At 73.6% G+C, this 13083-nt stretch carries 12 protein-coding genes; 8 read left to right on the top strand and 4 right to left on the bottom strand.

Annotated features, from left to right (window positions below; genetic code table 11):
- The first annotated feature begins 61 nt into the window (after positions 1-61).
- The 4 genes from FHS34_RS32575 to FHS34_RS32560 are packed head-to-tail and all read left to right on the top strand — an operon-like array spanning position 62 to position 4055.
- Positions 62-1234: an acyl-CoA dehydrogenase family protein gene (locus FHS34_RS32575; protein ID WP_184972164.1), complete on the top strand. Its 1173-nt coding sequence runs from the start codon at positions 62-64 to the stop codon at positions 1232-1234.
- A 49-nt stretch (positions 1235-1283) separates the two neighbouring features.
- The gene (locus FHS34_RS32570) at positions 1284-2456 is read left to right on the top strand and encodes an acyl-CoA dehydrogenase family protein (RefSeq protein ID WP_184972162.1); all 1173 of its coding nucleotides are present in this window, start codon (positions 1284-1286) and stop codon (positions 2454-2456) included.
- A 34-nt stretch (positions 2457-2490) separates the two neighbouring features.
- Complete coding sequence (locus FHS34_RS32565) at positions 2491-3393, top strand: 3-hydroxybutyryl-CoA dehydrogenase (RefSeq protein ID WP_184972160.1); 903 nt, start codon at positions 2491-2493, stop codon at positions 3391-3393.
- A gap of 47 nt (positions 3394-3440) precedes the next feature.
- On the top strand, positions 3441-4055 hold the full coding sequence (locus tag FHS34_RS32560) for a TetR/AcrR family transcriptional regulator (protein ID WP_225817663.1): 615 nt from the start codon (positions 3441-3443) through the stop codon (positions 4053-4055).
- 156 nt (positions 4056-4211) lie between these two features.
- Here FHS34_RS32560 and FHS34_RS32555 read toward each other — a convergent pair whose 3' ends face one another.
- The 3 genes from FHS34_RS32555 to FHS34_RS32545 all read right to left on the bottom strand — a co-directional run bounded on the left by FHS34_RS32555 (position 4212) and on the right by FHS34_RS32545 (position 8075).
- Entirely contained in the window at positions 4212-5171 is a 960-nt protein-coding gene (locus FHS34_RS32555) for an ATP-dependent DNA ligase (RefSeq protein WP_221509780.1), read from the bottom strand.
- 577 nt (positions 5172-5748) lie between these two features.
- Entirely contained in the window at positions 5749-7263 is a 1515-nt protein-coding gene (glpK, locus tag FHS34_RS32550; RefSeq protein ID WP_184972158.1) for a glycerol kinase GlpK, read from the bottom strand.
- Positions 7264-7307: 44 nt separating this feature from the next.
- Positions 7308-8075, bottom strand: a complete 768-nt coding sequence (locus tag FHS34_RS32545) for an IclR family transcriptional regulator (protein ID WP_184972156.1) — start codon at positions 8073-8075, stop codon at positions 7308-7310.
- A 187-nt stretch (positions 8076-8262) separates the two neighbouring features.
- Here FHS34_RS32545 and FHS34_RS32540 point away from each other — a divergent pair, with 187 nt between their 5' ends.
- The 3 genes from FHS34_RS32540 (at position 8263) to FHS34_RS32530 (ending at position 11006) form a co-directional block, all read left to right on the top strand.
- A complete protein-coding gene (locus FHS34_RS32540) occupies positions 8263-8685 on the top strand; it encodes an ATP-binding protein (protein ID WP_184972154.1) in 423 nt (140 codons plus the stop codon).
- A 243-nt stretch (positions 8686-8928) separates the two neighbouring features.
- Positions 8929-9687 (top strand): IclR family transcriptional regulator, encoded by a 759-nt coding sequence (locus FHS34_RS32535; protein WP_184972152.1) that lies wholly within the window; start codon positions 8929-8931, stop codon positions 9685-9687.
- Positions 9688-9785: 98 nt separating this feature from the next.
- Positions 9786-11006: a PP2C family protein-serine/threonine phosphatase gene (locus FHS34_RS32530; protein ID WP_184972150.1), complete on the top strand. Its 1221-nt coding sequence runs from the start codon at positions 9786-9788 to the stop codon at positions 11004-11006.
- A gap of 109 nt (positions 11007-11115) precedes the next feature.
- Here the strand turns inward: FHS34_RS32530 and FHS34_RS32525 are convergent, their stop codons facing one another.
- Complete coding sequence (locus FHS34_RS32525; protein WP_372478603.1) at positions 11116-11928, bottom strand: EamA family transporter; 813 nt, start codon at positions 11926-11928, stop codon at positions 11116-11118.
- A 135-nt stretch (positions 11929-12063) separates the two neighbouring features.
- On the opposite strand from FHS34_RS32525, the gene FHS34_RS32520 reads away from it, so the two are divergent.
- Positions 12064-12930, top strand: coding sequence for a LysR family transcriptional regulator (locus FHS34_RS32520; protein ID WP_184972146.1), 867 nt, complete (start codon positions 12064-12066; stop codon positions 12928-12930).
- Positions 12931-13083 lie beyond the last annotated feature (153 nt).

The following is a 13083-nucleotide window of genomic DNA, read 5'->3' as shown; positions in this document are numbered from 1 at the left end:
CGGACCCACCGGCCCGGGCCACCCGCCCCCGCACCCCGTCTCCCGGAAACAAGAGGCACCCATGGACCTGCGCTACACCCCCGAACAGGCCGACCTCAAGCGCCGTGCCGCCGAGTACGCCCGGCTGCTGATGCGGTACGAGGACCAGTCCGAGCAGGCCGGCGGCCCGCTGCCGCAGGAGCTCGTCACCGAGCTGACCCGGGCCGCCATGGACGCCGGCGTCTACGCCATCAACATGCCCGCCGAGTGGGGCGGCGCCGGACTGAGCCTGCTCGACCAGGTCATCGTCGAGGAGGAGTTCGGCAAGGTCACCAACTGCCTGTGGGACATCCCCTGGCGGCCCGCCAACGTCCTCGCCTACGGCGACGAACGGCAGCGCGAGAAGTACCTGCTGCCCGTGATCCGGGCCGAGAAGTTCGATGCGTTCGCCGTCACCGAGCCCGGCGCCGGATCCGACCCGTCCTCCGGTACCTCCACCGCCACCCGGACCGACGGCGGCTGGCTCCTCAACGGCGAGAAGTGGTTCGTCACCTGCGGCGACGTCGCCGACTTCCTGCTGGTGCAGGCGGACGCCGGTCCCGAGCGGCTGGCCACGCTGTTCTTCGTCGACAAGGCCGCGCCCGGCGTGGAGATGACCCGGCTGCCCCGCTTCATGCACTCCGCGGTCAACGGGCACCCCGAGTTCACCTTCACCGACGTCTTCGTCGCCGACGAGGACGTGCTCGGCGGCGTCGGCAAGGGCTACGAGCTGACCAAGGAGTGGTTCACCGACGAACGCCTGATGATCGCGGCACGCACGGTCGGCGCGGCCGAGCGGGCCCTGCAACTGGCCCGGGACTGGGCCGTCGAACGGGAGCAGTTCGGGTCGCCGATCGCCTCGTACCAGCTGATCCAGGGGATGCTCGCCGACTGCGCCGTGGACATCGCCGTCAACCGCGCCTACACCCACCAGGTCGCCTGGGAGGCCGACCAGCCCGGCACCGACCGCAAGACCCTGCACGCCAAGGCCTCCACCGCCAAGCTCGCCGCCAGCGAGGCGGCCGGCCGGGTCGCCGACCGCTGCCTGCAGATCTTCGGCGGGCGCGGCTACGACCGTTCCTACGCCGTCGAGCGCATGTACCGCGAACTGCGCGTCGACCGGATCTGGGAGGGCACCTCCGAGATCCAGCGGCTGATCATCGCCAACGAGCTGATCAAGCGCGGCACCAGCGCCCTGGCCCTGCCCACGCCCTGACCGCTTCCGAGCCCCGTCGCACCCCATCACCTTCACAGCGAGGACTTCCATGGACTTCCGTCTCACCCCGCGCCAGGTACAGCTCAAGGCCGACGCGCGTGCCCTCACCGACCTCATCGCCGCCTACGAGCTGGAGTGCGAGGAGAACAACGGCCTGCCCGCCGACGCCCACGCCAAGATCCGGGACGCCGTCCTCGACGCGGGGCTCCAGGCCGTCAACATGCCGGCCGAGTGGGGCGGCGCCGGCCTCACCATCGCCGAACAGGTCACCGTGCAGGAGGAACTGGGGCGCCTCACCGGGGCCCTGTGGGACATGGTGTGGCGGCCCGCCAACGCCCTGCGGTTCTGCACGCCCGAGCAGCGCGAGCGGTTCCTGGTCCCGGTGATCCGGGGCGAGCGGCGGGACTGCTACGCCGTGACCGAGCCCGGCGCCGGCTCGGACCCGCAGAACCTCGCCACCACCGCCACCAGGAACGACCGGGGCTGGGTCCTGAACGGCGAGAAGTGGTTCGTGACCGTCGGCGACCACGCCGACTTCATGATCGTCCTCGCCGCGGCGGGCCCCGAGCGCGCCCCGACCCTGTTCCTGGTGGACAAGGACACGCCCGGCATCGAGATGACCCGCGTGCCGCGCTTCATGCACACCTTCGTCTACGAGCACCCAGAGTTCACCTTCACCGACGTCCAGGTGGACGAGGACGCCGTGCTCGGCGGCATCGGCGCGGGCTACGACATCACCCGCTCCTGGTTCACCGAGGAGCGCCTGATGATCGCCGCCCGCACCACCGGCGCGGCCGAGCGGGCCCTGGAGCTGTCCCGTGACTGGGCCGTGGAGCGCGAGCAGTTCGGGTCGCCCATCGCCTCGTACCAGCTGATCCAGGGCATGCTCGCCGACAGCGCCGTCGACATCGCCGTCAACCGCGCCTACACCCACCAGGTCGCCTGGGAGATCGACCGTGCCTCGGCCGAGGACCGCAAGCGGCTGCACGCCAAGGCGGCCATCGCCAAACTCTCGGCGAGCGAGGCCTCGGGCCGGGTGATCGACCGGTGCCTCCAGATCCACGGCGGCCGTGGCTACGACCGCTCGTACGCCGTCGAGCGGCTCTACCGGGAGCTGCGCGTGGACCGCATCTGGGAGGGCACCTCCGAGATCCAGCGGCTGATCATCGCCAACGAACTCGTCCGCCGCGGCACCGGCGTCCTGGACCTGCCCACCGCCTGACACACCGGCCGACACGGATCGAAGGGAAGCTCGGATGACCGACATCGAACGCGTCGGAGTCGTCGGCTGCGGCCTGATGGGTGCGGGCATCGCGGAGGTCTGTGCGCGGGCCGGCCTGCCGGTCACCGTGGTGGAACGCGACGCGGAGGCGGCCCGCGCGGGCCGCCTCCGCATCGACCGCTCGCTCGACCGGGCCGCCGCGCGCGGCCGGCTCACGGCGGAGGGACGCGCGGCCGCCGCGGGCCTGATCACGGTGACCGACCAACTGGAAGCGCTGCACGACCGCGACCTGGTGGTCGAGGCCGTGGCGGAGGACGAACGCCTCAAGACCGACGTCTTCACCCGCCTGGACTCCGTCCTCACCGACGGCCACGCCCTCCTGGCGACCAACACCTCCTCCATACCGGTGATCCGGCTCGCCGCCGCGACCGGCCGCCCGGAACACGTCGTGGGCGTGCACTTCTTCAACCCCGTACCGGTACTGACCCTGGTCGAACTCGTCCCCTCCCTGCTCACCTCGGCCGACACCCTGACGCGGGCCGAGACCTTCGTGACGGGCAGGCTCGGCAAGGAGGTCGTACGCACCCGGGACCGGGCCGGATTCGTCGTCAACGCGCTGCTCGTCCCCTACCTGCTGGCCGCCATCCGCATGGTGGAGGCCGGCAGTGCGAGCGCCGAGGACATCGACCGGGGCATGGTCCTGGGCTGCGCCCACCCGCTCGGCCCGCTCGCCCTGACCGACCTGATCGGCCTCGACACCACGCGGGCCATCGCCGAGTCGCTGTACGCCGAGTTCCGCGAGCCGCTCTACGCGCCGCCGCCCCTGCTGTCCCGCATGGTGGAGGCGGGCCTGCTGGGACGGAAGTCCGGACGCGGCTTCCACACCTACCCGGCGCGGCCGCGGAACGAGACGGCCGTACCGGCGGAGCGGTCGTGAGGGAAAATGGTCACGGCGTACGAACACCGGACGAGGGGAGCCGCAGGGTGCCGACCAAGGTGCGCAGCACGGCCGAGACGCGCGAGCGCATCCTGACCGCGGCGTGCGAGGTGATCGCCGAGGCCGGTTTCGAGAAGATCCGGATGCGCATGGTGGCGGAGCGGGCCGGGGTGTCGACGGCGCTGCTGCACTACCACTTCGACACGCGCGAGAAGCTGTTCACCGAGGCGATGACCCACTCCTTCGCCCACACCGCCCTGGACGCCGAACGCGACGTGGACACCGCGCCCGCGGCGGTCGTCCTCGCCCGCATCCTGCGCAACCTCCTGCCGACCGATCCCGAACTGCACCAGGACTGGCGGCTGTGGCAGGAACTGTGGGCCCGGGCCCTGCGCGACGAGACGACCCGCGCCTTCGCCGTCGACCTGTACGCCCAGCTGCACGCCTGGGTGGCCGGCGCGGTGCGCCGCGGCATCGAGTCGGGCGAGTTCACCCCGACCGACGTGGACGACCTCAGCACCCTGGTGCTGTCCCTCAGCGACGGCTACGGCATCCGCCTGATGCTCCGCGATCCCACCGTCACCCTGGACCGGGCCCTCACCGCGATCTGGCGCCACGTCGCCGCGGCACTGGGCCTGCCGGAGACACTGCCGGAGACGTGAAGCCGTCCCCCGCCACCTCGCGCGATCGCGGCGGCGCTACGACAGCGTCTCGGTTCCCGATCCGGGGGTGGGCCGTCGACGAGCCTCGGTATGAAGGCCACGCCGGCCCGGGGCCGGCGTCGTGTGGTGGTTTCGTCGGGTGGGGCTGATTCGGTGTCAGGGGCCGGTGTCCCGCGGCAGGTCCGCCGCCGACTCCTCGGGGGTGAGGTCCGGGCGCAGGCGGAGCCAGGACGGCTGGCGGAGCATGCCGTTGCGGGTCCGGGTGCTGTAGCTGACCTCGCCCACCAGGCGGGGCAGCACCCAGCGTGCCTCCGCGATCCGCGGCGCCGGGACGAAGGGGCAGCTTTCGCTCGCCGCGTCCCGGAGCAGTTCCGCCAACCGGACGCGTTCCGCCTCGCTCCAGCCGGTGCCGACCCCGCCGACGTAGCGCAGCCGGCCGTCCGCGTCACGCTGGCCGACCAGCACCGCTCCCGGCAGGCCGGTCAGCCGGCCCTTGCCGGGCAGCCAGCCGCCGACGATCACGTCCTCGGCGCGCATGTTCCGGATCTTGATCCAGGCGCGGGAGCGGACGCCGGGCTCGTACACCGAGTCCAGCCGCTTGCACACCAGGCCCTCCAGGCCGTGCTCCCGGGTGGCGCGCAGCGCCTCGGCGCCGTGTCCCGTCACGGCGCCCGGCGTCGACCAGTACGGCCCGGCCAGGCCCAGCTCCTCCAGCCGGGCCCGCCGCCGCACGTACGGCAGCCGTACCAGCGGCTCCGTCAGGTACGGCACGTCGAACAGCACCAGGTGCACCGGCACCCGGGCGGCCCGGCGCGCCGCCCGCGCGGGGGCGTGCGCCAATCCCATCCGGCTCTGCAGCAGCTGGAAGTCGGCCCGGCCCTGCTCGTCCAGGGCGAGCACCTCGCCGTCCAGCACGGCGGGCGTGGTGCCCAGGGCTGCGCCCAGCGGCCGGAGTTCGGGATACGCCGCGGTGATCACCTCACCGGAGCGGGCGCGGAGGAGGACAGTGCCGTCGCCGGGCAGATAGACCATCACCCGCTGGCCGTCCTGCTTGGTCTCGTACGCCCACCGCGCGTCCTGGGCGGCGGGCGGCAGGCGGCCGGGGGTGGCCAGCATCGGAGCGACGAGGGGCAGGGGCACGGCGGTCACGGCAGAAGGTCTCGACCGGCACCGCCGCCCTCACGCGCCTTTCACCCCCGGTTCCCCTGAACGGGCCCGCGCTCCGGGCCGCGCCCGAGCGGCCTCGGGCGACCGCCTCGGCCGACGCCTCGGCGGCGGCCGGAACCGGAACCGGGCCGGCCGGGCGGTGCCGGGGGAGGAACGAGGCCGGCAGGAAGGCGAGGACCGCCGCGCCCTCCCCCCGCGGGCCGGCTGGAGCGAGGTCGCCACCGGACTCGCCGACGCCATCGTCGGCCTGTGGCCGGCACCGGCCGGCCAAGCCCGTGTCGGCCCGGGCCGCTGAGCCGCGGAGTCCGTCCCGGCCGCTTCGGCGCCGAGGCCGTCCGACCGCCGATGCGGCGAGGGCGTCCCACCGCTGAGGTGCCGAGGGCGTCCGGTCGCAGCGCAGCCATGGCCGTCCGGTCACCGTCACCGTGTCGTAGCGGCGTCCGGTCGCCGTGTCGCCAGGGCGCCGTCCGGTCGCCGGGTTGTCAAGGCGCTGTCCGGTCGCCGGGGTCCGTGTGGGCGTGCTCGGTCAGGGGGAGCGGGGCGGTCGGACCCAGCCGAGGGACCGTTCGACGGCCCGCTGCCAGTTGTCGTACTCCGCCTCCCGCCGCTCCGGGTCCATGTCGGGCAGCCACTGGGCGGCCCGGTGCCAGTTGCGGCGCAGCACCTCCAGATCGGGCCAGTAGCCGGCGGCGAGCCCGGCCGCGTAGGCGGCGCCGAGGGAGACGGTCTCGGCGACCATGGGCCGCACCACGGGCACGTCGAGCACGTCGGCGACGAACTGCATGAGCAGGTTGTCCGCGGTCATGCCGCCGTCCACCTTGAGCTGCTGCAGGGAGACCGAGGAGTCGGCGTTCATGGCGTCGACGACCTCCCGGGTCTGCCACCCCGTGGCCTCCAGTACGGCCCGCGCCAGATGCCCCTTGGTGATGTACGAGGTGAGGCCGACGATGACCCCGCGTGCGTCGCTGCGCCAGCGGGGCGCGAACAGGCCCGAGAAGGCGGGGACGATGTAGCAGCCGCCGTTGTCCTCGACCGTCCGCGCGAGGGTCTCGATCTCCGGGGCGCTGCTGATCAGGCCGAGGCGGTCACGGAACCACTGGACGAGGGCCCCGGTGATGGCGATCGACCCCTCCAGGGCGTAGGCCGGCGGCTGGTCGCCGATCTTGTAGGCGACGGTCGTGAGCAGTCCGTGCCGGGACCGCACCACGTCGGCCCCCGTGTTCAGGAGCAGGAAGCTGCCCGTTCCGTAGGTGCACTTCGCCTCGCCCGGGGAGAAGCAGGTCTGGCCGAAGAGGGCGGCCTGCTGGTCGCCGAGGGCGGCCGTGAGGGAGACGCCCGGCAGCAGTGAGCGGGCCTCACCGTACAGCTCGGCGGACGACCGGATCTCGGGCAGCATCGAGCGGGGCACCCCGAAGAACTCCAGCAGCTCGTCGTCCCAGGCGAGCGTGCGGATGTTCATCAGCATCGTGCGGCTGGCGTTGGTGGCGTCGGTGATGTGCAGTCCGCTGTCGGCACCTCCGGTGAGGTTCCAGATCAGCCAGCTCTCCACCGTGCCGAACAGCACCTCGCCGTCCTTGGCGCGCTGCTCGACCCCCTTGACGTTGTCGAACAGCCACCGGATCCGCAGCGCCGAGAAGTAGGTCGAGGGCGGCAGGGCGCAGCGTTCCAGGAAGAACTCCTCCCCGGGGCGTTGCAGGAGCTCCTCGACCAGCGGCGCCGTACGCGTGTCCTGCCAGACGATCGCCCGGCCCAGCGGGGCGCCGGTCCGCCGGTCCCAGAGCACCGTCGTCTCGCGCTGGTTGGCCAGGCCGATGGCGGCGACCTGCCCCGTGTCGATGCCGGCCTCGGACAGGGCCTCGGGCACGACGCGGCGCAGGTTCTGCCAGATCTCGACCGCGTCGTGCTCGACCCATCCCGGCCGGGGGAAGTGCTGCTGGTGTTCCCTCTGCGCGACCGAGACGAGCCGCCCGCGGTGGTCGAACAGGATGCACCGGGTCGAGTTGGTGCCCTGATCGACGGACATCACGTACCGTTCCACCATGATCGGCTCTGCCTTCCGACGGATCGAGGGGCGGCTGTCGGCGTCTACCAGCGGGCGGCTCCCAGGTCCCTGGAGATCGCCCGGGCGGCTTCCCGGATCAGACTGATCAGACCGGTACGGGGCTGGTTGTGGCTGTCGCAGATCCGCTCGACCGGCCCGGACAGCCCGATGGCACCGACGACGAGGCCGCCGTGCCCCCGGATCGGCGCGGCGAGCCCGGCCTCGCCCATGCTCATCTCCTGGACCTCGGCGGCCCAGCCGGCCTCCCGGACCGCGGCGAGCGCCCGGGCGAGCCGCTCGGGGTCGACCAGGGTGTGCCGGGTGTACGCCTCCAGCTCCGGTTCCCGGCCGGGTTCGGTGGCCGCGGTCCCGTAGGCAAGGAGCACCTTGCCGAGCGAGGAGGCGTGCAGCGGCAGCAGCGCGCCCACGTCCAGGGTCTGGAAGGTGTCGTCGGGCCGGAACACGTGGTGGACGATGAGGACGCTGCCTTCCAGCGGTGTCCCCAGGCGTACGGCCTCCCCGCTGCGGGCGGCCAGCGCGTCGGCCCAGTTCAGCGAGCGCGAGCGCAGCTCGTTGACATCCAGGTAGCTGGTGCCGAGATGCAGCAGGGCGGCTCCGAGCTGGTACTTCCCGGTCGCCGCGTCCTGCTCCACGAAGTCCACGTGCTGGAGCGTGCGCAGAATGCCGTGCGCGGTGCCCTTGGCGAGCCCGAGTGAGGCCGCCACCTCGCCGAGCCCCAGTCGGCGGGGGCCCCCGGCGAGCAGACGCAGGATCGCCGCCGCCCGTTCGATCGACTGGACTGGGCCGGCCATGAGGCGAGCCTATTACCGCCGAGCGGGCTTCGCCCTGCGGGGCCGCGGGACGCCCCGTCGCCGGAGCGTTCGGTAATGCCGACCACAGTTCATTGACCGGCCCGATTTGTCTCCATAGCTTGCTCTGGAGTCCGGGAAGCGCCGACTCACGGCGTCGGACCGGCAGCACACACCACCGGGAGAGAACATGGCGGCACAGCTCAACACGCTGCTTCGGGCGGCATACGAACACGTGTGTCCGGTTCCGCCCGTCGCTGGTGCCGTCTCGGCTGTACGCCGGAGGGTGGCGATGCTCCTCGCCGACTGGAGCGTGTGTCCGGAGATCGTCGAGGACGCGCTGCTCGTGGTGTCGGAGCTGGTCACCAACGCGATCGTGCACGCCCGGCCGCCGGCCGAGCTGCGGCTGTCGTGGGTGCGTGGCGACGGCTGCCGCTCCCTGCGGATCGAGGTGAGCGACGCGGGGGCGGCGCCGGCGGGGCGGTCGCTCCTCGGGATCGATCCGGACGAGCACGGCCGGGGCGAGGCGATCGTCCACGCCCTGGCGACGCGCCACGGCATACGCATCCATCCCGGCGGGGTCACCCGCTGGGCCGAACTCGGCACCACCTGAACCGTCTCCCCGGCCGGGAGGTGACCTGAGGCCCGCCTTTCGGCCCGTGCCGGGGTACGCAGCCGGGCCGCCCCGCCTTTCCCGGGCCGCCTGGGTACCGCCCCGCTCTTCCGGTCCCCGTACCGCCCCGCCCTTCCCGAGCCGCCCGCCCCGCCCGCCGATCCCTGCCCCGGCCCGCTGATCCCTGCCCCGGCCCCCCATCCCCGCCTTGCCCGGCCCAGGTGCCCGGCGCAACCTTGTCCTATGGGCGCTCAGGACGGCCCCACCCTCATCACGTCCGTGCAGCGGGCCCTCCGCCTGCTGGAGGCGGTGAGCGCGCACGAGAACGGCGCGCCGGCGAAACAGCTGGCGCGCGAGACCGAGCTGCCCCTGGCCACGGCCTATCACCTGCTGCGCACCCTGCTGCACGACGGATACGTGCGGAAACTGGACGACGGCGGCTTCGTCCTGGGCGACAAGGTGAACTCCCTGCACGCGGTCGGCCACGCCCAGACGCTGCTCAGCCGGGTGCGCCCGGCGCTGGCCGCCCTGCGGGACGAGCTCTCCACCGCCACCTACCTCACGTTCTACGAGGAGGGCGAGATCAGGGTCGCCGAGATCGTCGACGGCCCCCGAGCCCCACGGGTCGACCTCTGGGTGGGGTTCGAGGACGCCGGACACGCCACCGCGCTGGGCAAGTCCGTGCTGCGCGAGCTGGACGAGGAGGGCCGCCGGGACTACCTGTCCAGGCACCATCTCGCCGATCTCACGCCGCGGACGATCACGAGGCTTCCGGAGCTGCTCCGCAGGCTCGACGCGCCGCCGCTGGCGCCGGCCGTCACGGATCTGGAGGAGTACGCGCTCGGTACCGTGTGTGTCGCCGTGCCCGTCTACCGCGGGGACACCCCGGGCTCGCTCGGTGTCTCCCTGCCGGTGGAGCGGCAGGACCGGCTCCCGGAGATCCGGGCCCGGCTCCTGCCGCTCGCGAGCCGAGTGACCCGGGGGCTCTCGCTCACTATCTGAAATTCCGCTCCTTGTGGCCGTCCTCGCCCGACCCGTTTCCTTGATGAAACAGACATTCCGGGCGTGCGCCCCCTACCCGTGAGGACAGCGGACCAGACATGACCCAGGCCCGACACCACGGCGGCGACCGCGCTCCCCTGCGGCTCTTCGGGAACCGGACGGCCGGCGCCCTGGAAGCGGTGCGCCGGCGTACCGCCGGACCGCTGGCCGCGGGACTGCCGCTGCTGCCCGTTCTCGTCGTCGCCGTCGTCGTGCTCATCGACGTCGCCGCCCGGGCGGGAGTGCCCTGGTTGCCTCTGCTGGCGGCCGGCCCCGCGCTGGCGGCCGCCACCAACGGGCCGCGCGGTGTCGTCTGCGTCGGTCTCCTCGCCGTGGCGATGGGTACGGCGCTGAGCGTCTGGCACGCCGTTCCGCCACGCGAACCGGCGGCCGTGGTGTCCGCCCTGCTGGCCGTCACCGCGGCGAGCTGCCTGGCCAGCGCGCTGCGCGGCCGCCGCGAGCGGGTCCTCGCCGCCGTCCGCTCGGTCGCCGAGGCCGCCCAGCAGGCCCTGCTCCAGCCGGTCCCGGAGACCGTCGGCCCGTTCCAGGTGGCCGTCCGCTACAGCGCCGCCGCGGCGGAGGCCCGGATCGGCGGGGATCTGTACGCCCTGGTGCCCACCCCGTACGGCATCCGGCTGATCGTCGGTGATGTGCGCGGCAAGGGGCTGCCCGCCGTCGGGACCGCGGCACTCGTGCTCGGCGTGTTCCGTGAGGCGGCCTACGACGAGCCGGACCTGCTCGCCGTCGTCGGGCGGATCGAGCGGAGCCTGGCCCGCAACCTCGGCCCGGACGACTTCGTCACCGCCGTGGTCGTCGGACACGCCCCGTCGGGAGACCTGGAGATCGTCAACTGCGGGCACGCGCCTCCGCTGCTGATATCGGCGTGCGGAGAGGTGGGGACGGTGGAGCCCGCGCATCCGGCTCCGCCCCTCGGGCTGCGCGCCCTCTCCGGTCAGGCTCCCAGCCTGCAGCGCCTGCCCCTCACGGTGGGAGACCAGCTGCTGCTCTACACCGACGGGGTCATCGAGGCCCGCGATCACGCGCGGGAGTTCTATCCGCTGACCGACGGCGTGGCCCGCCACGCCTGCGCCGATCCGGCCCGCACGCTCACCGCGCTCCACGACGAACTGCTGGCGCACGTGGGCGGCCGGCTGCACGACGACGCCGCCCTGCTGCTGCTCCGCAAGCAGACCGAGGACGATCCGGTCCCTCTTCCGTCGGACTTCGGGTCTGCCGCACGCTCCTCGGTGTCCGGGGCGCGGGCGGATGCCGTGACCTGAGGCCCGCCTCCGGTCCCGACGCCGTCCGGGCGGGACACCGACGGTCGGCTTCGGGCCACGGCGTGCGGGCCGCCGGCCCGGCTTCACCCGCCGGTGCTCCGGGTCGTCGTCAGCCGCGCGTGGTGGCGATGCTCACCGCGTTGGCCGCCACCACCGCCCCGATGCCCGCCCACTCCGCGCCGCCGAGGCCCTGTCCGAGGACCACCCAGCCGACGACGGCCGCCAGCACCGGGTTGACGCTCATGAACAGGCCGAACGTCTGGGCCGGCACATGCCGCAGCGTCAGCAGGTCGGTCAGGTACGGCACGGCCGAGGAGAGAAGTCCGGCGGTCACGGCGCAGAGGACGGCCCCGGCCGTGGGCGGGTGGGCGAGCGCGACGGTGACGCCGGCGGGCAGGAAGGCGAGGGCGGACACGGCCGAGGCGGCCGCCGCGCCCTGCGCCCCGGGGACGCGCCGTCCGACGACGCGGTTGAGCAGGATGTACGAGGCCCAGCAGCACGCGGCGACCAGGCCGAGGGCCATCCCCGCGTAGTCGGTGGAGGGGCGCGGACGCATCAGGACGACGACGCCGGCCGCGGCCAGCACCGCGCATCCGGCGTCCAGCCGGCGCCGGGACGCGGCCAGCGCGATCGCGAGCGGCCCCAGGAACTCCAGGGTGACCGCGAGGCCCAGGCCGATCCGGTCGACGGCGCTGTACAGGCTGAGGTTCATCGAGCCGAACACCCCGCCGAGCAGCAGCACCGGCCACCACTGCCGCCAGGTGAAGGCCCGCGGCCGGGGCCGGGCGACGGCAAGCAGGACCAGTGCGGCGACGTACTGCCGTACCGCCACCACGCCGAGCGGGCCGAGGACCGGGAAGGCCAGCGCGCCGACCGCGGCGCCGGTCTGGTTGGACAGTCCGCTGCCGGCCATGGCGGCCACTGCGGCCGTCCGCCGCGGCCGGCGTACCGGCCCGGCCGCCGCCGGGCGTTCGAGAGCTCGTCGCATACGAGTGACGGTGCGCGCCTTCCGCTCTTGCGGAAAATGCATGGACCGGCCGATCTATACGCTGGTCGTATGCAAGGGGAGCACGACATCGATCTGCGGCAGCTCCGCTGTCTCGTGGCCATCGTGGACGAGGGCACGTTCACCGACGCGGCGATCGCGCTCGGCGTCTCCCAGGCCGCCGTCTCGCGCGCCCTGGCCTCCCTCGAACGCGCCCTGGGGGTACGGCTGCTGCGGCGCACCTCCCGCGAGGTGACCCCCACCGCGGCCGGCGTGCGCGTGGTGGCGCAGGCCCGGCGGGTGCTCGCGGACGTGTCCGACCTGGTCCGGGAGGCCACCTCGGGGCACACCCGGCTACGGGTGGGCTACGCCTGGTCCGCGCTGGGCCGGCACACGGTCGCCTTCCAGCGGCGCTGGAGCGCGGCCCACGGGGACACCGACCTGTACCTGGTCCGGGTCAACTCGCCCTCCGCCGGGCTCGCCGAGGGGGCCTGCGATCTCGCCGTCGTGCGCAGGCCGCAGGACGACCGGCGGTTCGACACCGCCATCGTGGGGCTGGAGCGGCGGATGTGCGCGCTGGCCGCCGACGATCCCTTCGCCCGGCGCCGTTCCGTGCGGCTCGCCGAGCTCACGGACCGGGTCCTGCTGGTGGACCGCCGTACCGGCACCGCCACCCCCGAGCTGTGGCCGCCGGACGCCCGCCCGGCCGTCGAGGAGACGCACGACGTCGACGACTGGCTGACCGTCATCGCCGCCGGACGCGGCTTCGGGGTGACGGCCGAGGCGACCGCGTACCAGTACCCGCGGCCCGGTGTCGTCTACCGGCCGGTCCGTGACGCGGAACCCGTCGCCGTCCGGCTCGCCTGGTGGCGCGACGACCCGCACCCGGCGCTCCAGACGGTGCTCGAACTGCTCACCGAGCTGTACCGGACGGGCTGACCCGACACCCCGCCCTGCAGCACACGACCGGCCGGCTCCCGCCGCGAACCCCGCCGCACGGACCGGGCCGCACGGGCTCCGCCGCACGGACTCGCCGCACCGGCCCCCGTCGGCCGACGGGGCGGTGCGGATTCGGTGCTCACGGCCCCCAGG

Origin of the sequence: Streptomyces echinatus (assembly GCF_014203595.1) — a bacterium.
GTDB lineage: Bacteria > Actinomycetota > Actinomycetes > Streptomycetales > Streptomycetaceae > Streptomyces > Streptomyces echinatus.
Note: the sequence above shows the minus strand (reverse complement) of the source record. Positions and strands in the feature narration are given on the sequence as shown.

Coding starts and splice junctions, on each gene's coding strand:
- FHS34_RS32535 (WP_184972152.1), top strand. CDS start 8,929: ATGGGCGCTCAGGACGGCCCCACCCTCATCACGTCCGTGCAGCGGGCC.
- FHS34_RS32530 (WP_184972150.1), top strand. CDS start 9,786: ATGACCCAGGCCCGACACCACGGCGGCGACCGCGCTCCCCTGCGGCTC.
- FHS34_RS32575 (WP_184972164.1), top strand. CDS start 62: ATGGACCTGCGCTACACCCCCGAACAGGCCGACCTCAAGCGCCGTGCC.
- FHS34_RS32555 (WP_221509780.1), bottom strand. CDS start 5,171: ATGCTGGCCACCCCCGGCCGCCTGCCGCCCGCCGCCCAGGACGCGCGG.
- FHS34_RS32545 (WP_184972156.1), bottom strand. CDS start 8,075: ATGGCCGGCCCAGTCCAGTCGATCGAACGGGCGGCGGCGATCCTGCGT.
- glpK (WP_184972158.1), bottom strand. CDS start 7,263: ATGGTGGAACGGTACGTGATGTCCGTCGATCAGGGCACCAACTCGACC.
- FHS34_RS32570 (WP_184972162.1), top strand. CDS start 1,284: ATGGACTTCCGTCTCACCCCGCGCCAGGTACAGCTCAAGGCCGACGCG.
- FHS34_RS32540 (WP_184972154.1), top strand. CDS start 8,263: ATGGCGGCACAGCTCAACACGCTGCTTCGGGCGGCATACGAACACGTG.
- FHS34_RS32520 (WP_184972146.1), top strand. CDS start 12,064: ATGCAAGGGGAGCACGACATCGATCTGCGGCAGCTCCGCTGTCTCGTG.
- FHS34_RS32565 (WP_184972160.1), top strand. CDS start 2,491: ATGACCGACATCGAACGCGTCGGAGTCGTCGGCTGCGGCCTGATGGGT.